The 17,654-nt window shown below is 61.3% G+C and carries 13 protein-coding genes; 4 read left to right on the top strand and 9 right to left on the bottom strand.

The annotated features are described in order from the left end of the window. Nucleotides 1–78: 78 nt before the first annotated feature. Nucleotides 79–1,293 (top strand): winged helix-turn-helix domain-containing protein, encoded by a 1,215-nt coding sequence (locus QEN71_RS17055; RefSeq protein WP_201648309.1) that lies wholly within the window; start codon nucleotides 79–81, stop codon nucleotides 1,291–1,293. Nucleotides 1,294–1,310: 17 nt separating this feature from the next. Here the strand turns inward: QEN71_RS17055 and QEN71_RS17050 are convergent, their stop codons facing one another. The 4 genes from QEN71_RS17050 to QEN71_RS17035 form a co-directional block, all read right to left on the bottom strand. Then, entirely contained in the window at nucleotides 1,311–1,910 is a 600-nt protein-coding gene (locus tag QEN71_RS17050) for a LysE family translocator (protein ID WP_201648311.1), read from the bottom strand. 102 nt (nucleotides 1,911–2,012) lie between these two features. Then, a complete protein-coding gene (locus QEN71_RS17045; RefSeq protein ID WP_028369586.1) occupies nucleotides 2,013–2,270 on the bottom strand; it encodes a hypothetical protein in 258 nt (85 codons plus the stop codon). A gap of 150 nt (nucleotides 2,271–2,420) precedes the next feature. Further along, entirely contained in the window at nucleotides 2,421–4,607 is a 2,187-nt protein-coding gene (locus tag QEN71_RS17040; RefSeq protein WP_201648312.1) for an NHL repeat-containing protein, read from the bottom strand. A gap of 238 nt (nucleotides 4,608–4,845) precedes the next feature. Then, the gene (locus QEN71_RS17035) at nucleotides 4,846–5,745 is read right to left on the bottom strand and encodes a DMT family transporter (RefSeq protein WP_201648314.1); all 900 of its coding nucleotides are present in this window, start codon (nucleotides 5,743–5,745) and stop codon (nucleotides 4,846–4,848) included. A gap of 170 nt (nucleotides 5,746–5,915) precedes the next feature. On the opposite strand from QEN71_RS17035, the gene QEN71_RS17030 reads away from it, so the two are divergent. Both QEN71_RS17030 and QEN71_RS17025 read left to right on the top strand, forming a co-directional pair. After that, complete coding sequence (locus tag QEN71_RS17030) at nucleotides 5,916–6,833, top strand: helix-turn-helix domain-containing protein (RefSeq protein WP_201648316.1); 918 nt, start codon at nucleotides 5,916–5,918, stop codon at nucleotides 6,831–6,833. Between the two features lie 201 nt (nucleotides 6,834–7,034). Then, nucleotides 7,035–8,159, top strand: a complete 1,125-nt coding sequence (locus tag QEN71_RS17025; protein WP_201648318.1) for an aminotransferase — start codon at nucleotides 7,035–7,037, stop codon at nucleotides 8,157–8,159. A gap of 591 nt (nucleotides 8,160–8,750) precedes the next feature. On the opposite strand, the gene QEN71_RS17020 is transcribed toward QEN71_RS17025, so the two are convergent. The 4 genes from QEN71_RS17020 to QEN71_RS17005 all read right to left on the bottom strand — a co-directional run bounded on the left by QEN71_RS17020 (nucleotide 8,751) and on the right by QEN71_RS17005 (nucleotide 15,324). After that, nucleotides 8,751–11,762 (bottom strand): FAD-binding and (Fe-S)-binding domain-containing protein, encoded by a 3,012-nt coding sequence (locus tag QEN71_RS17020; RefSeq protein WP_201648320.1) that lies wholly within the window; start codon nucleotides 11,760–11,762, stop codon nucleotides 8,751–8,753. A 37-nt stretch (nucleotides 11,763–11,799) separates the two neighbouring features. Beyond that, nucleotides 11,800–12,543 carry a 2-keto-4-pentenoate hydratase gene (locus tag QEN71_RS17015; protein ID WP_201648321.1) on the bottom strand — a complete coding sequence of 248 codons (744 nt, stop codon included), beginning with the start codon at nucleotides 12,541–12,543 and terminating at the stop codon, nucleotides 11,800–11,802. 23 nt (nucleotides 12,544–12,566) lie between these two features. Beyond that, nucleotides 12,567–13,853, bottom strand: a complete 1,287-nt coding sequence (locus QEN71_RS17010; protein ID WP_201648323.1) for an MFS transporter — start codon at nucleotides 13,851–13,853, stop codon at nucleotides 12,567–12,569. Nucleotides 13,854–14,103: 250 nt separating this feature from the next. Then, nucleotides 14,104–15,324: a pyridoxal-phosphate-dependent aminotransferase family protein gene (locus tag QEN71_RS17005; RefSeq protein WP_201648325.1), complete on the bottom strand. Its 1,221-nt coding sequence runs from the start codon at nucleotides 15,322–15,324 to the stop codon at nucleotides 14,104–14,106. Between the two features lie 142 nt (nucleotides 15,325–15,466). On the opposite strand from QEN71_RS17005, the gene QEN71_RS17000 reads away from it, so the two are divergent. Beyond that, entirely contained in the window at nucleotides 15,467–16,192 is a 726-nt protein-coding gene (locus tag QEN71_RS17000) for a GntR family transcriptional regulator (RefSeq protein WP_201648327.1), read from the top strand. Between the two features lie 67 nt (nucleotides 16,193–16,259). On the opposite strand, the gene QEN71_RS16995 is transcribed toward QEN71_RS17000, so the two are convergent. Continuing rightward, complete coding sequence (locus QEN71_RS16995) at nucleotides 16,260–17,603, bottom strand: MFS transporter (RefSeq protein ID WP_201648329.1); 1,344 nt, start codon at nucleotides 17,601–17,603, stop codon at nucleotides 16,260–16,262. Nucleotides 17,604–17,654: the final 51 nt, after the last annotated feature.

Genomic DNA, 17,654 nt, shown 5'->3' with positions numbered 1-17,654 from the left:
AAGGTCCGGCATGGCAAGACGCCATGCCGCTCATTCTTGCCAGGGCGTCATCGCCCGGATCGCTACGACAACCATCGCGTGATCACACTGCCCGTCTCCGCCGCCCGCACGCTTCATCTGGCCGCTCAAGGCCTGCTCACGCCGCCGCGCCGCAAGGCAACCAAAGCCGATGTGCTCGACGCAATCCGCCAGATGGCGCAATTGCAGATCGACACGATTCATGTCGTCGCGCGTAGTCCGTATCTCGTGCTGTTCAGCCGGATCGGCGCGTATCAGCCGCAATGGCTCGACGAACACCTCGCGGAAGGCGCGCTCTTCGAATACTGGTCGCACGAGGCGTGTTTTCTGCCGATCGAGGATTACGGCCTGATGCGTCACCGGATGCTCGATCCGAGCGACATGGGCTGGAAATATGCCGCCGACTGGCACACGCAGTACCGCTCGGAGATCGACAAGCTGCTCGCGCAGATCCGCGCGTCGGGGCCCGTGCGCTCGGCGGATTTCGCGCGCGAAGCGGGCAAAGGCAACGGCTGGTGGGACTGGAAGCCGGAGAAGCGGCATCTCGAAGTGCTGTTCGCAATCGGCGAACTGATGGTCGCGGAGCGGCGCAATTTTCAGCGTGTGTACGACGTGACCGAGCGCGTGCTGCCGCATTGGAACGATGCGCGCGACCTCCAACCCGCCGACGATGTCGCCACGGAACTGCTGCGGCGCAGTTGTCGCGCGCTGGGCGTGGTGCGCGCGGATTGGGTCGCGGATTACTACCGGCTGCCGCGCCGCCCCTACGCCGACGCGCTCCATCAACTTGCCGACGCGGGCGAACTGACGCCGGTAAAAGTGGATGGATGGAAGCAGCCGACCTTCGTGCACCGTGACTTCGCGCCGATGATCGATGCGGCGTCGAACGGGCAACTGTCGTCGACGGTCACGACGCTGCTGTCGCCGTTCGATCCCGTCGTCTGGGACCGCAAGCGCGCGGCGGCGCTGTTCGATTTCGACTACGTGATCGAGTGCTACGTGCCCGCCGCGAAACGCAAATACGGCTACTACGTGCTGCCGATCCTGAATCGCGGGAAATTGATTGGGCGTGTCGATGCGAAGGCGCATCGCGCGACGGGTGTGTTCGAACTGAAGGCGCTGCATCTGGAGCCTGGCGTCCGCGTGAGCGGGCGGCTCACGGCCGACCTGCGGCGCGCGCTGCAGCGTTGCGCCGACTGGCATGGCACGCCGCAATTGCAGATCACGTCGGCGCCCGATGAACTCTCAAGCGCGCTCGCCGCCAGCGAAGACTAAGCGCAAGCGCCACAAAGTCAGTGCAGCGCAGCCCACGCGAGCGACAACGAGAACATCCCCAGCACGATCGACGCCGCGCGCTGCATCTTCACCGGGTCCAGCCATTTGAGCTTGCCGCTGCCGAGCGCCGCGCCGAAGCTGATCCACGCGAACGCGATCGGCACGAGCAGGCACGCGAACAGCGACATCGCGAACACGTAGCTGCGCGTGTCCTCGAAGGCGACGGACGGGAAGATCGTGCCCGCGAACAGCAGCGCTTTCGGATTGAGCAGCGTCGCGACGAACAGCGCGCGCGGCCCGTTCGTGCGCGGCGCGGAGTCGGGCAACGCGACGGCGGCGCGCCACATATCGACGGCGAGATACGCGATGTACAGACCGCTCGCGATACGCAGCACGGCGGGCAGCCACGGCAACGTCTGCGCCGCGTGCACGATGAAGCGGCCCCACACCGAAATCGACACGACGTAGCCGGCCAGCTCGGCCCCGATCAGCGGCAGCGAACGGCGCGCGCCCTGGCGCAAACCGGCGGCGGCAAGAAGCGTGTTCGTCGGGCCCGGCGTCAGCAGCACGATCGTGATGCCGAGCGCGAGCAGCGCGGTATCGGAAGGAGAAAGCATCAAAAGAAAAAGGGCGTGTCGAAACGAGCGCCCTTTGTATCACAGCCGCGCGACAGCGCCGAATTCTGTCAAACGAATGTCCGCATGCCGCGCGACGCACGCTCAGCGATCGAGCTTCACCCGCAATTCGCGCGCGGTTTCGAGCAGACCTTCGTAGCCGGAACGCGCATGCTCCGGCAGATCCGGGTCGCCGACCAGCGCGCCCAGCGTTTCGATCAGGCTATAGAGAATGCCGCGCGCCGCGCTCACGGCAATGTTGCCCGATGACACCATTTCGTTCACATGCGACACGGCTGCGTCGAGGTGTTCGAGGTCCGGCTGTGCGCCAGTGTCCTGCTTGTTCGGATCGTCGCGCGTCATGATGAATCGTCGCTCCTGTTCTGGCTTGTCGGCAAAGGGTTCTGCCGCCATATATATACCGATCGCGCGCAGCCGTCCATTCGCACAGACGGCAGCGCACGCGGCGTTTCAGGTTCGACTGACGTCGATCAGCATGAGTTCACGCGGCACTCAGGGCGTCCATCGATACATCAGGATTTTGGCGCGCGCGTCGTCTTCGAGCAGCACCACATACTCGCCGTTATCGCGCCGCACCGCGCTGATGCCGAGGTACACGTCGACCCAGCCCGTCGTGTTGCCGACCGCCGCGCCCGGCGTCATGTAGCCGACCATCTGCCCCGAACGCGCGTCGTACACATCGACCTTCGGCGTGTACAACTCGGCGACGAAGATGTAGTCGCCCGCCACGGCCACGCCGACGGGCGTCACCTGCGGACTGCTGGCCGTATTCCAGGGCAGGTTGATCGTGTAGACGAGTGTGGGCGAGCCGGAACTCCAGTTGTCGTAGCGCACGAGAATGCGGCCCGCTTCCTTCCAGTGTGTCGCGTCCCACGGCAGGCTGCTCGTGTAGCCGGACACATACATCGTGTCGGTTTCGGCGATATAGACGATGCGCGCAATGCGGCTGAACGGCGCGGGCATCGGGAACATCTTCGAGCTAGCGTACGTGTAAATCGGATTGCCGACGCTGTCGAAGCCCTGCAACGGCATTTCGCGGATGCCGCTCGCGGGCGTCGCGAGCCACACGTTGCCGGGCGTATCGACCCACCAGAAGCCGTTGCCGACCGTGCTGCCCGTCGACGGATTGCCGGCGATCTCGCTGGCGTCGACATGGCCGTCGCCGTTCGTATCCCGCCACATCCATTCGCCGTAAGTCGGCTGACCGGCGGGCCACGTGCCCGGCAGCGGATTCTGTGCGAACAGGCCGGATGGAATCGCGACTTCATCGTGAGCGGCATCGAAGCGATAGACGTTCAGGTAATGCGCGCCGGGATCAAGCGTGAACAGATACGGCTTGCCGTTGATCCGCCGCACCATCGGCTCGCCGCGCACGCCGCGCGGCTGATGGAACGCGGGATCGTCGGGGAAATCGAAGCGGTTCAGCGTGAAGCCCGCGTACTTCCATTCGCGTCCCGGCTGCTGCTGCGCATAGTCCATCGTAAAGCGCTTCGAACCCGTGAAGACGCTGTTCGGCGACGCGGGATCGAAGGCCGCGCCGTCGACGAAGGTCAGCCCTTGCAGCCGCCAGTTGAACGCGCGTGTGGCGTACCGGTAGCTTTCCAGCACGGCGCCCTGCCCGACCGTCGCTGAGGCGAGCGGGCGCGGTCCTTCGCCATTCTGTGCGACATAGAAGTTGCCGGCCTGATCGAAGCCGATCCCCGTCACGCCGTTCAAGCGCCAGTTGCCGGGTGTGCCCTTCGGCTCGTGGAAGATGCCGTACAGCGTGCCGAGCGCGCCTGTCAGCTGCGTCGCGCCCGTTGCGGTTTTGCCGTAGACGAGGATCTGCTGTCTGCTTCCGTTGTCGGCGACGAGAATCTGTCCCGCAGGCGAAATGGCGATGTCCGTCGGCACGGTGCCGGCGGGCAGCGCGAGCGTGCCCGGCAGCGGCGCGCCCGTCGATGAATAGTGCAGCACGCTCACGCTCGCCGTGCCGAAGCCGCTCATGACCCAGACGGACGAATCGCTATCGATCGCGATACGTCCCGGCGCCGCGACGTTCCAGGAGCGCAGACGGCGCATCGTGTTCGCATCGAACACGACGATCTGGTTGCCGTAGGTGTCCGATGCGTACAGTTCGGTATCGGTCGCCGCGAGTCCGCGAAGGCCTGCGTCCGTGCCCGTCGCCACCGAATTAACGCGCAGAAAGCTGTTCTTCGTCGCGTTCGCGCTGTTGCCGATTCCGCTGTCGAACGGTGCGCCCACGGCGATGTTCGCCGCCGAGCGACGCGTGATGCCGAACCACGTCTGCCCGGCAGGCGGATAATCCGCACCAACGAGCCCGTTGTTCTGATTGCCGATCGACATGGCCGCGTAGACGTACGTGTGATTCGATGCGATTGCATCGCCGCCTGCCGCGCCCCATCCGTGCGTCGCTCCCGCTACTGCAATTTTGTCGCCATTTTTATAGGCGGCGATTTCACTTCCGCTTTCGTCCCATGGCGAATTGGTGAATACCGTTCCATCCGATGCGACGTTAATCGCCTGAATGTCCTGCTGCATCCATTTGCCGTCGCCGAATCCGAAACTATTGCCTATCCACGATGTGGTGTAGGTCAATTGCGATTGCGCAGCAGCGCCAATGGGAATCAGGCTGCCGAGCGCAATCAGCGCGACGGCGACGCGGGTCGAGACTTTCACGGTCGTGTCCTTGCGAGAAGCAAAACGTTAGCAAACGCAGACAATGCATACGCGATTCCGCAATGCGCTTATCGATCAGCATTTGCCATTCCGCGCGAATCAATACTCAATTCGCATGGAATAAGGTTATTGTGTTTATTATCTTCTCAAACCGTGACGCGACCGTTTTGCTTTAAATAAATCGTTTGGCTATTTTTTATGCTTTTATTCGAATTGAATTGCCATTAGCTTTGACACATCAGGCCGCGCGCGTGCGCCGCACGAAGAGCCGATGCGTCACGCCGAACGCGACGAGGTTACCCGCCACCACCAGCACGAGTCCGACCACTGCGAGCGCCGACCATCGGTAGCCTTCGAACACCGTCGACACAGCCAGCGCGACGAACGGAAACAGCACCGTGCAATACGCGGCGCGCTCGGGCCCGATGCGTCCGACCAGCATCAGATAAGCAGTAAAACCGATCACCGAGCCAGGCACGGCAAGATAGACGAGCGCGCCGAGATAGCGCGTGTCCGTGTCGAGCGCGAACGGCAGACCTGCCGCCAGGCTGCCGACTGTCAGCACACTCGCGCCGATCAGCATGGCCCAGCTGTTAGTGACGATGGGATGCAGGCCCATCGACTGCATGCGGCTGGACAGCAGATTGCCCGCGGAAAAGCACATCGTGCCCGCGAACGCGACAGCAAGGCCAATCCACTCGGCGTGATCGCCGAGATGACCGGCCATCTGCTGCAGCGACAGACAGACGATGCCCGCGAGTCCGAGCACTGCGCCGACGATAGCCGTCGGCTGCAGCGGACGGCCCATGAACAGCCGGCCGTTGAGCGAGTTCAGCAGCGGCGCGGTCGAGAACACGACGGCCACGAGACCACTCGGCACGACGCCTTCCGCGTAATAGAAGCACAGGAAGTTCACGCAAAAGAGCGCGAACCCCTGCGCCACGAGGAAGCGCCATGCGGCGCGCGGCGGCCACACCGGGCGTCGCATGATTTTCAGCAGCGCGAACAGCACGATTGCGGCGAGCCAGAAACGGCATGCAATCGAAACAGGCGCCGGCACGACGCCGAGCTGCCACTTGATCGCGATCCAGGTCGTACCCCAGATCAGCACGGTCACAACATAAAGAAACAGATTCATCGTCAGAGAGCCACACAATACGGGTTGCTTCGACTATGCGACTGCGCACGTCCGTTCGATTGTCCAGGATTGCGCACTTTTGGCAGGCCGCCGGAAGCGCTGGTCATGCTGCACGTATACTCGATGTCATCGCATCGCCTTTTGCGCACCAATTCGCTTCGTCCATTCACGTGAACACACCGCCTCTTGCCACGACCGACCCTGCCGATCCGCCGTTCGGCCTGCATTCGGTCTGCCAGACGCTGAGCGAGTGCAATGCGACGCTCGATCGCTTCGCGTGGCTCGGCGATCAACTGGCCGTCGCGATCTGGACGCGCGAAACGAAAGAAGCCGAAACGGTGTACGAGCAGCCCGGCCATCACACGCTGTCGTGCTATCTGGACGGCGGCTATCGCACGGAGCGTCAGAAGATGCCTGGCCGTTATGGCGCGCCGAGCCGGCTGTGCGCGCTGCCGGGCGATCACGAATCGCGCTGGTGGGTGCGCGGCCACATGCATTTCATGCACCTGTATTTCCTGCCCGAGCATTTCACGCAGCGTGCGATCCGCGAACTCGACCGCGAGCCGCGCGAACTGACGCTCGCCGACCGCACGTATTTCGAGGACGAGCGCATTGCGGCGCTCTGCCAGTCGCTTGCGAACGATGCGTGGGACGACGCCGACGGCCGTCTGCGTGCCAACGAAACATCGCACGAAATTCTCAGTCTGCTGTTGCGCTCGCAAGGCGTGAACCGCACGGATGCCGTGCTGAAAGGCGGCCTTGCAGTAGCGACGCGCCGCCGTCTGCGCGACTACATCGACCAGAATCTGACGCAACCGTTGACGCTCGGTGAACTGGCTGTCGTCGCGAACCTGTCCGAATTCCATCTGGCGCGGATGTTCCGCACGTCGTTCGGTCTGCCGCCGCATGCGTGGATCGCGCAGCAACGGCTGGAACGCGCGCGCACGCTGTTGCGCACGACTGCCTTGCCGCTCGTCGATATCGCGATGCAATGCGGCTACGCCAACACGAGCCACTTCAGCCACCGCTTCCGCCAGGGCGTCGGCGTGACGCCGGCCGTCTATCGCCAGACGCTGCGAGCCGGCTGATCCTTTGCGCCCACGCCACGTCTCTCGTGGCGTACTCTGTCTCCCAGACTCTCCGTGTTTGCGCGCTTTCGCGCAAGTTTCTGTCGCTAGCTTTATTTGTCCATTTTAGACAACTCGTCTACACTCAACATCAATCGAACTGCGCCGCGAAGGTCTGATCAGCCGCGCCCATGCCACTGCTTTCACTTGAGGACAGAGCTCATGCAAATCAGGGAATTCGGAGTCGAACGCTGGATGGATCTCTACGAGAACCGTTGCGAATTGAATCTTGCGGAAACGTGTGTCGAATCGCTAACGGTGGGCGAACTGCTGAAGATTGCGGGCAAGGAAGACGCGCTACTCGACGAGATCCTGCCGATGAAGCTGACGTATGGCGCGATCGACGGCACCGAGCGGCTGCGCAGCAACGTTGCATCGCTGTATGAAAAGCAGGCGGTGCCCAATGTGCTGATCACGCACGGCGCGATCAGCGCGAACGCGCTTGTCTATGAAACGCTCGTCGAGCCGGGCGATCATGTGATTTCGGTGCTGCCCACTTACCAGCAGCATTATTCGATTCCCGAGAGCTACGGCGCGAACGTCGAGATTCTGCGTTTGCGCGAGGAGAACGCGTTCCTGCCCGATCTCGACGAATTGAAGCGCATGGTGAAGCCGACTACGCGCGTCATCGCGATCAACAACCCGAACAATCCGACGGGCTCGTTGATGGACCGCGCGTTCCTCGAACAGATTGCGCAGGTCGCGCGTTCATGCGGTGCGTACGTGTTGAGCGATGAGGTGTATCGCGGCACCGATCAGGAAGGTACTGGATTTACAGCATCGATTGCTGATGTGTACGAGAAAGGCATTAGCACGGGCAGCATGTCGAAGACGTGGTCGCTGGCGGGCTTGCGGGTGGGCTGGATCGTCGCGCCTGTCGATCTGATTCATCGCGTGCAGATTCATCGCGACTACAACACGATTAGTGTCGGGATGTTGAATGATCTGCTTGCGTCGATTGCGCTGGAAAATCGCAAGGCGATTCTGGAACGGAATCATGGGATTTTGAGGAGCAATCTGGCGGTGCTCGACGCCTGGATTGTCAAGGAGCCTTTGCTTTCTTATGTTAAGCCGCGGTCCGGGACTACTGCGCTTGTGCGCTTTGACGTCGATATGTCTTCTCGGGAGTTTTGTGTTTCTCTCATCGAGAAGACTGGGGTTATGTTTACGCCCGGTAGTGCGCTTGATATCGAAGGCTATATTCGGATTGGGTACACGAGTGGTCGTGATGTTCTCGTTGCCGGGCTTGAAAGGGTTTCTGGATATCTGCGCGATATCCGGCGTTAGGTTTTGGTTTTGGGTTTTCGCTGGCATCCGCGCTTTCGTATCGGTGCTTCAGGCGTTGCCCCTGTGCGGGGCGGCAGTTACTTTCTTTGCCGCGGCAAAGAAAGTAACCAAAGAAAGCCGCTTTTGAACCTGCGGTGCCCGCCAGAATTCCGCTTAAGCATGCCGCAGTTGAGCTATCGCGCAGCGACGTCCGCACGCTGTAGAACGCCCGCAGTCACCCGCGCACGGCGCGAAAACCCCACACACAGTCTGGAGCACATACCGCCGCAATCAACCGAGGGCAAATGCAAAAGAAACGTGCTGACCGAATGTGCTCCAAGTGGATGTCATTTTTCGCGCCGCGCGCGGCTGACTGTGGGCTTTCTACGAAGTGTTGGCGTCGCTGTGCGACGGCTCAAAGAACCTGTGCCGTGGCGTTATCCTGGCAGGCACCGGAGGTTCAAAAGCGGCTTTCTTTGGTTACTTTCTTTGCCGCGGCAAAGAAAGTAACTGCCGCCCCGCACAGGGGCAACGCCTGAAGCACCGATACGAATTCGCGGATGCCAGCAAAAAAAGCCAAACAAAAAAATCGTCGCAGACAGAAAAACACCCCTATCTCAAGGCCTTAGCCAACACCTGCGCAACATGCACAGCACTAACCCCTGCCCCATCATGAATCTGATGACGACAACTAGTGCCATCGGCCACAACAACAGTCCTGTCATCAATCCCCCGCACAGCGGGCAACAAAGACAACTCAGCCATCGCCATAGAAGCCTCATAGTGCTCGGCCTCATACCCAAAACTTCCGGCCATGCCACAGCATGAAGATTCAACCATCGACACCTTCAACCCAGGAATCCACTTCAAAACAGTCTGAACAGGCGTAAAAGCATCGAACGCTTTCTGATGGCAATGCCCATGCACCAGCGCCTGGTCAGCGCCATCAATCGACTTCAACTCGAGCGTAAGCCGCCCAGCAGCATGCTCACGAACAAGAAACTCCTCAAACAACATAGCGAGCTTCGACAAACGCTCAGCCTCTTCCCCAAACCCATACTGCAAAAACTCATCGCGCAACGACAACAGACAAGAAGGCTCCAGCCCAACAACAGGCACACCACGCTCGATATACGGCCGAAACGCATCGAGCATCCGCCGCGCCTCGCGCTTCGCCTCATCGACGAGGCCTGCTGCCAGAAACGTTCTTCCACAGCAAAGCGGACGCTCGCCCGCTCGTGTGTTGAAGTGCACGGTATAACCCGCCGCTTCGAGCACCTGCTGCGCGGCTCGCGCATTCTCCGGCTCGATGCTGTTATTAAATGTATCGACGAAGAGCAGCACTTCCTTTTGCGTGCCGACTGCTCCTGAAGAAGCAGCCTTGACAGAACCACTGCCGAGAAACGGTTTGACGAACCGCGGCAACGACCGCTGCGGCGCAAATCCCATCGCACGCTTGAACCACGGCAGATTCCCCGCAAACGCAAACACACCCGGCATGCTCGCCGCAACAGACGCATAGCGCGGCATGAACGCAATCATCTTTTCACGCAAACGTAAGCCGTGCTTTTGCGCCCACGTAGCACGCGCCTCGATCTTGAACTTCGCCATGTCGATGCCCGTCGGGCAATCGCGCTTGCAGCCCTTGCACGACACGCACAAATCGAGCGTGTCCTTCACGTCCTGACTCGCGAGTCCTTCGTCGCCAAGCTGCCCCGACAGCGCAAGCCGCAACGTATTCGCACGTCCTCGCGTCACATGCTGCTCGTCCTTCGTCACGCGATAACTCGGGCACATCGTGCCCGCATCGAACTTGCGGCAATGGCCGTTGTTGTTGCACATCTCGACGGCCTTCGCGAGTCCGCCTGCGAGGTCGTTGCCCGTGCCCTGCGGTGTTTCCACACCCGTCATCGGATCGCGTTCGACATTCCAAATCGACCAGTCGAGTGCAGGCGTCAACGCGCTCGCCTTGTATCCCGGCGCGAAGCGGAAGTTGTGCGCATCGTCCATCTTCGGCGGACGCACGATCTTGTCCGGGTTCATCCGGTTGTCGGGATCGAACAGCGTCTTGATCTCGCTGAACGCGCGATTGATGCGCGGGCCGTATTGCCACGCCACCCATTCGCCACGACACAACCCGTCGCCATGTTCGCCAGAGTACGCGCCCTTGTACTCGCGCACGAGCGCCGCCGCTTCTTCGGCGATCGCTCGCATCTTCGTCGCGCCGTCGCGGCGCATGTCGAGAATGGGCCGCACGTGCAGCGTGCCGACGCTCGCGTGCGCGTACCACGTGCCCTCGGTGCCGTTGCGATGAAACACTTCCGTCAGACGGCTCGTGTATTCCGCGAGATGTTCGAGCGGCACCGCGCAGTCTTCGATGAACGACACCGGCTTGCCGTCGCCCTTCATGCTCATCATGATGTTCAGGCCGGCCTTGCGCACTTCCCACAGCGCTTTCTGTTCGCCGGCATCGGGCATCTGCACGACGGAATCAGGCAAGCCGAGATCGGCCATCAGTTCCGTCAGTTGCTTGAGCGACGCGAGCTGTTCGTCGCGGTTCTCGCCCGCGAATTCGACGAGCAGAATCGCTTCGGGCCTGCCGACCAGCGCCTTTTCGATCACCGGACGGAACGCGGGATTGCTCATCGCGAGATCGATCATCGTGCGATCGACCAGTTCGACTGCAACCGGCTTCAGCTTGACGATGTGCTGCGTCAGATCCATCGCCTGCCAGAACGTCGGAAAGTTCACCACGCCCAGCGTCTTGTGCGCAGGCAGCGGCGCGAGCTTCAATGTCAGTTGCCGGCTGAACGCAAGCGTGCCTTCAGAGCCCACAAGCAGATGCGCGAGATTCGCAACGCCATCGTCGGTATACGCGCGCGGGTTCTGACAGTCGAACAGATCGATGTTGTAGCCCGCCACGCGTCGCAACACTTTCGGCACTTGCGCGACGATCTCATCGCGCTCGCGCAGTGCAATCGCCTTCACACCTTCCACGATCTGCTGCAGGCGCGCGCCCTGCGGCGCATCGCGCAGCGAAGCGAAATGCGCGTGCGTGCCGTCGGCGAGAATCGCATCGATCGCTTCGACGTTGTGCACCATATTGCCGTACTCGATAGAACGCGAACCGCACGAGTTGTTGCCTGCCATCCCGCCGATCGTGCATTGCGCCGCCGTCGATACATCCACGGGAAACCACAGGCCGTGCGGCTTCAGCCACGCATTCAGATGATCGAGCACGATGCCGGGCTCGACCGTCACCGTGCGCTTGTCCTTGTCGAACTCAATCACCTGGTTGAGCCACTTGCTCGTATCGATGACGAGCGCTTCGCCGACTGTCTGCCCACATTGGCTCGATCCCGCACCGCGCGCGAGCAGCGGCACGTTTTCGCTGCGTGCGATGTCGAGCGCCATCAACAGATCGTCCAGATCGCGCGGCACGACCACGCCGATCGGCGTGATCTGATAGATCGATGCATCCGTCGAATAGCGCCCACGGCTTGCCGCGTCGAACAGTACGTCGCCGCGCAATTCCTTGCGCAGCCGGTTCGCGAGCGGCGTACTCATGCGGGCCGCCGACGGCACGAGATGAATCGGTTTGACGAGCAAAGTGGAGTTCGACATGTGCTTCGGCCTGTGGGAAAAGGCTTGAAATCAGCGGCTATTCGAGCGTGACGCTAACGGGCCCGAGCCCGTCGATCTGTCCGCGCGCGGTGCCCGAATGCTGCGGGAAAAACATGCCCGTGTACGAACCCGTCGTGAGGATCATGTCGGGCGTCACTGCAATCCGATGATGCTGCGTGCAGTGATTGACGAGCCACGTCAGAAGACGCCGCGGATCGCCGCACGGATTTGCAGGCGTCGCCTTCACCACATCCTGTCCTTCGAACGTGAAGCTCAACGCAGGCGCAACGAACGGAAAATCGCGCCGATACTTCGTGAACTCGCCGACGATCAACGCGCCGTGATTCTGCAAATCCGCGAGTTGCGCGAGCTTGTCGACGTTGGGCCACTGCGCGAACCGGCTCGCGACGATTTCGATGGTCGCTGCCATCGAATCGATCGAATCGAGCACTTCTACTTCATGCCAGGCGTTATCGGCGGGCTCGAAGCTGCGCCCGAAACGAAACGCGATTTCCAGTTCGAGGCCCAGCGGTTTGTAGTGCGCGCGCGGCAGATGCGCGCCATCCGCATGCAGATCGGTCGAAGGCAGCGGCGCGCCCTGAATCGCGCCATCGGCGGATTTCGCGCCTATTTTCCAGCCGCCGATGCGCGCACCGCGCGTCGCGAGCAACGCATGCTGGATCGCGTACGCGGCACTCATGTCGGCGGGAATGAGTTCGGGAGAAAGCGACGCGAGCGTCGAGTGATCGGCGCGCGCGTCGGCAAGTTGTTGGATCAGCATGGTCGGTCAAACGTTAGCGATGCTCACGCATTGAAGCGCGTGGCGGGTTGTGCAGCCGGCTCCGTGCCGACAGCGAAACGGCTTTCGGGTTGCATGCGGAACGCGAGCACGACGCCGATCGCCATCAGCAGCATGCTGCCCGCGAACGGCAATTCCCAGCTGCCGAATGAATCGATCAGATAGCCCGACAACACGGGCGAAATGATTGCCGCGAGCGCCGAGCCCGTGTTCATCATGCCGCTCGCCGTGCCCGAGTGTTCCGGCGCGATGTCCATCGGGATCGCCCACATCGGACCGATCGTCATCTCGGCGAAGAAGAAACCCGCCGACAGACACACCATCGATACATAAAGATTGTGCGTGAGCATCAACGGCACCAGCGATGCAAGTGTGAGCAGCATGCAGATCGACACCATCCAGCTGCGTGCGCGCTTGAGGTTGCCCGTGCGCTCGAAGATCTTGTCGGTGACGATGCCGCCCAGCGTATCGCCGATCACGCCCGCGAAAAATACCGCCGAAGCAAACACCGCCGACTTCTTCAGATCGAGGTGATAGCTGTGCAGGAAGTACTGCGGAATCCAGCTGAGGAAAAGCCACAACGTCCAGCCATAGCAGAAGTACACGACGGTCACAGGCGCCATGCGTTTGAACAGCGCTTTCCACGGCACATTTGCGGACTTGGCTTTCGGCGCGGGCAAGATGTCGAGTTCAGCCTGCGTAATGCGGCGATGTTCTTTCGGATGTTCGGTGAACGTCATCGCCCACACGACGACCCACAACAAACTGAACGCGCCGCAGATATAGAACGATTCGCGCCAGCCCCACGTCGTCATCACCAGCACGATCACGCCAGGCGCCACCGCATTGCCGATGCGCGCCGCCGCGTGCGTAATGCCCTGCGCAAAGCCGCGCTTTTCTTTCGCGACCCAGCGCGACATCGCTGCCGTCGCTGCAGGAAATGTCGCGCCTTCGCCGAAGCCGAGCAGCACGCGCGCGAGCAGCAGCGATACGAGACCGCCCGCAAAGCCCGTGAGCAGCGTCGCGACAGCCCAGATCGCGCCGCACGCAATCAGCGTGCGCTTCGCGCCGAAGCGGTCGCTAACCCAACCGCCGATGATCTGAAACACGAGATACGGATACGCAAAGGCCGAGAACACGAGGCCGATTTCCGTATGCGAAAGATGAAACTCCTTGCCGAAACCCGCTGCCGCCGTGCTGACGTTGACGCGGTCAAGGTAAGTGATGAAGTACATGATGCATAGCATCAGTAGAACGATACTGGTCGCACTGGTCACACGAAACCGCTTCATCGTCTGTCTCCGTTGCTAGCGGACGGCTTGTTCACGCGGCGTGTTCGGCCTTCATGCCGCGCGAGCCGCCGTCTGCAGGGTCTGCGTTGGCGTTGGTCGCGTTTGTGGTTCGCTTGCGTCTTTGTCTTTCTGTTCGTTGCGATGCGTCGCGCTGGCCGGGCGCGTGGGTGCTTCGTGGATCACTGCGTTTGCGATGAAGGAAGCAACGTGTCGTCGTTTGCGCTTCCTTCGTCGTCTGTCTATCGGCAGCTCAGGCGGCTGCTTTGAGTTTCGGCGTGTTCGGCTGCGACATCAGATACTCCATCGCTGCCGGCAAGCCGCTTGCGGCAACAGGAACACCCGCTATTTGCAGGCCCATTTCGACGCCTGCGAGCGTTGCCATCAGCGTGAGATCGTTGCAGTCGCCGAGATGCCCGATGCGGAACATGCGCCCTTTCATCTTGCCGAGGCCCGTACCAAGCGACATGTCGAAGCGTTCGTAAATGATCTTGCGCACGGCATCGGCATCGATGCCTTCGGGCATCATCACGCCCGTCAGAACCGGGCTATAGACGGACGGATCGTCGCATTGAATCTCGAGGCCCCACGCACGCAACGCGCGGCGGCATGCTTCGGCCAGGCGGTCGTGGCGCGCGAACACGTTGTCGAGGCCTTCGCCGAGAATCATATCGAGCGCTTCCGACAAGCCGTACAGCAGATTCGTGTTCGGCGTGTACGGCCAGTAGCCGCTCTTGTTCATTTCGATGATTTCGGTCCAGTCCCAGAACGCGCGCGGCAGCTTCGCGTGCTTGCCCGCTTCGATCGCCTTCGGCGACACAGCGTTGAAACTGATGCCGGGCGGCAGCATCAAGCCCTTCTGCGAACCGGAGACGGTCACGTCGACGCCCCACTCGTCGTGACGATAGTCGGCGCAAGCGAGGCCCGAAATCGTATCGACGAGCAGCAGTGCCGGATGGCCCGCCGCATCGATTGCGCGGCGCACGGCGGCGATGTCGGACGTCACGCCCGTCGATGTTTCGTTATGGACGACGCACACGGCCTTGATCGCGTGCTGCGTGTCCTCGCGCAGACGCGCTTCGATCATTTGCGGCTGCACGCCGCGCCGCCAGCCTTCGATGCCGGGCAAACCGAGAAACTCAGGCTTCAGGCCGAGGCTTTCGGCCATTTTCTTCCACAGCGTCGCGAAGTGGCCCGTCTCGAACATCAGCACGTGATCGCCGGGGCTCAGCGTATTCGACAGCGCGGCTTCCCACGCGCCCGTCCCCGACGCCGGATAGATCACGACCGGCTGCTGCGTCTTGAAGATCTTCTTGATGCCGTCCAGCACCTTCAGGCCCAGCGCGCCGAACTCCGGGCCGCGATGGTCGATGGTCGGATAGCTCATCGCCCGCAAGATGCGGTCGGGCACCGGGCTCGGACCCGGAATCTGCAGAAAGTGGCGGCCTGCGGGATGAAAGTCGAGCTTCAGCATCGGTCGATCTCCTCGATTGAATTTTGCATGCAAAAAACTATAACAAACGATATGTGACAATCCCAAGGCGGTGTTTACCCTCGCAATACGTGGGAAATGGCTTGCTTTAAAATCGGTGCAAATCGTGCTTGAGGATTTTTGTATGCAAAATTCGGACATTGAAGCAGGCCTGACGCCGCCTCCCCTGATGCCGAAGGTCGAACGCCAGCGCTTGCACGACACGGTGGTCGAACACATCCGGCGCTTTATCGTCGAAGGCGTGCTGGAGCCGGGCAAGAAACTGAACGAGCGTGAGCTGTGCGAGACGCTCGGCATTTCGCGCACGCCGTTGCGCGAGGCGCTGAAGGTGCTCGCCGCGGAAGGGTTGATCGATATCGAGCCGAATCGCGGCGCGTCGGTGTCGAAGATGTCGGAAGCGGAGATGCGCGAGACGTTCGAACTGATGAGCGGGCTCGAAGCGTTTTCAGGCGAACTCGCGGCGGAGCGCATGACGGCCGCCGAACTCACCGAGATCAAGGCGCTGCACTACGCGATGCTCGCGTGCCGCACGCAGAACGATCTGGCCGGCTACTACAGCCGCAATCAGGCGATTCACGACAAGATCAACGAAGCCGCGCGCAATTCGGCGCTGCGTCAGACGTATATCGCGGTGAATCGCCGGTTGCAGGCGTTGCGGTTTCGCTCGAACTTTCAGGTGCCGAAGTGGGACAGCGCGATTCACGATCACGATGAAATGCTCAAGGCGCTGGAGGCACGCGACGGCAAGCGGTTGAGCACGATCTTGCGTCAGCATCTGCTGGATAAACGCGATGCGGTGCTGCAGATTCAGTCGCGGGAGGATGCGGCCGCGGCCAAATTGAAGGCTTGAATCAGGGCTTGAAATGAAAAAACGCACGGCTCGATGCCGTGCGTTTTTCTTCACGCTAAAAAGCGTCTCACACTTCAACCCGCCCCGTATGATCCTTCTGCCGCAACGACTGCGGCAAGCCATACAGAATGATCAGCGCGCAGACCAGGCTCAATCCACCGATCACATACAACGCCGGCGTCGTGCTGCCCGTCACGTCGCGCACACGGCCCACCATCACCGGGCTCACGATCCCGCCCAACTGCCCCAGCGTATTGATCAACGCGATACCGCCCGCAGCGCCCGCACCCGACACGAGCTTCGGCGGCAATGCCCAGAACGCCGGAATCGAAGCGATCACACCTGCGCCCAGCACGGCCAGCGCCACCACGAGCATCACCGTCTGCTTGTCGAAATAGCCCGCTGCAAAGAATCCGATTGCAGCCATCACGAGCAGCACGCTCACGAACTTGCGACGTTCACCCGTCGCATCCGACAAGCGCCCCACGACAACCATACAAATCGCGCCGCAGATATAAGGCACAGCCGTCAGCAAACCGATGATCGTCGGGTTCTGCGTACCCGCGCTGCGGATCAGATGCGGTGCCCAGAAGTTGAGGCCGTACGACGCGATCTGAATCAGGAAGTAGATCAGACCGAGCGTCAGGAAACCAGGCGTGCGGATCGCGCCGAGCAGCGAATGACCGTGCGTCGTCGGCTGCGCCTGTTGCGCGATCTGGCTCGACAGATACGTCTTTTCCGATGCAGACAGCCAGCCCGCGTCTTCGATACGATCCTTCAGCACCTTGAGCACGAGAATGCCGAGCACGACGCACGGCAGACCGCCGAGCATGAACAGCCAATGCCAGCCGCGAATGCCGTACACGCCATCCATCTGACCGAGCACGAGACCCGACAGCGGCGCACCGACCAGACCCGAAAACGCCGATGCAAGAAACAGCAGCGACGTGATGCGTCCGCGATAGCTCGCCGGAAACCACAGCGTCAGATAGTAGAGCACGCCCGGCGCAAAACCCGCTTCCATCGCGCCGATCAGAAAACGCAGGCCGTAGAACTGCCATTCGTTTTGCACGAACACCATCGCGGCCGTCGCGAGACCCCACGAAATCATGATCCGCGCAATCCACTTACGCGCACCGACCTTGTAAAGCAGCATGTTGCTGGGCACTTCGAACAGCACATAGCCGATCACGAAGAGACTCGCGCCGAGGCCATACGCCGTGTCGGAAAAGCCGAGATCGGTTTGCAGCTGGAACTTCGCGAAGCTGATATTGATGCGGTCGAAGAACGCGAACAGATAGCAGATCATGATGAGCGGCATCAGCCGCCACGTGACCTTTTTGATGATCTCGGCAGTTGCCGATAGCTTGTCGTTACGGCTATCCGCCGCGACTGCGCCTGGTGTGCTCATGTTGTGTCTCCATTGCCAGTCGATTTAACCGGCTGGTCGTGATGTAGTTGT

The sequence above is a fragment of the Paraburkholderia sabiae genome (genome assembly GCF_030412785.1).
GTDB lineage: Bacteria > Pseudomonadota > Gammaproteobacteria > Burkholderiales > Burkholderiaceae > Paraburkholderia > Paraburkholderia sabiae.
The sequence above is the reverse complement of the archived record's forward strand: the minus strand, read 5'-3'. Positions and strand labels throughout refer to the sequence as shown.

Coding starts and splice junctions, on each gene's coding strand:
- QEN71_RS17010 (WP_201648323.1), bottom strand. CDS start 13,853: ATGAAGCGGTTTCGTGTGACCAGTGCGACCAGTATCGTTCTACTGATG.
- QEN71_RS17000 (WP_201648327.1), top strand. CDS start 15,467: ATGCAAAATTCGGACATTGAAGCAGGCCTGACGCCGCCTCCCCTGATG.
- QEN71_RS17020 (WP_201648320.1), bottom strand. CDS start 11,762: ATGTCGAACTCCACTTTGCTCGTCAAACCGATTCATCTCGTGCCGTCG.
- QEN71_RS17015 (WP_201648321.1), bottom strand. CDS start 12,543: ATGCTGATCCAACAACTTGCCGACGCGCGCGCCGATCACTCGACGCTC.
- QEN71_RS17050 (WP_201648311.1), bottom strand. CDS start 1,910: ATGCTTTCTCCTTCCGATACCGCGCTGCTCGCGCTCGGCATCACGATC.
- QEN71_RS16995 (WP_201648329.1), bottom strand. CDS start 17,603: ATGAGCACACCAGGCGCAGTCGCGGCGGATAGCCGTAACGACAAGCTA.
- QEN71_RS17045 (WP_028369586.1), bottom strand. CDS start 2,270: ATGACGCGCGACGATCCGAACAAGCAGGACACTGGCGCACAGCCGGAC.
- QEN71_RS17005 (WP_201648325.1), bottom strand. CDS start 15,324: ATGCTGAAGCTCGACTTTCATCCCGCAGGCCGCCACTTTCTGCAGATT.
- QEN71_RS17035 (WP_201648314.1), bottom strand. CDS start 5,745: ATGAATCTGTTTCTTTATGTTGTGACCGTGCTGATCTGGGGTACGACC.
- QEN71_RS17025 (WP_201648318.1), top strand. CDS start 7,035: ATGCAAATCAGGGAATTCGGAGTCGAACGCTGGATGGATCTCTACGAG.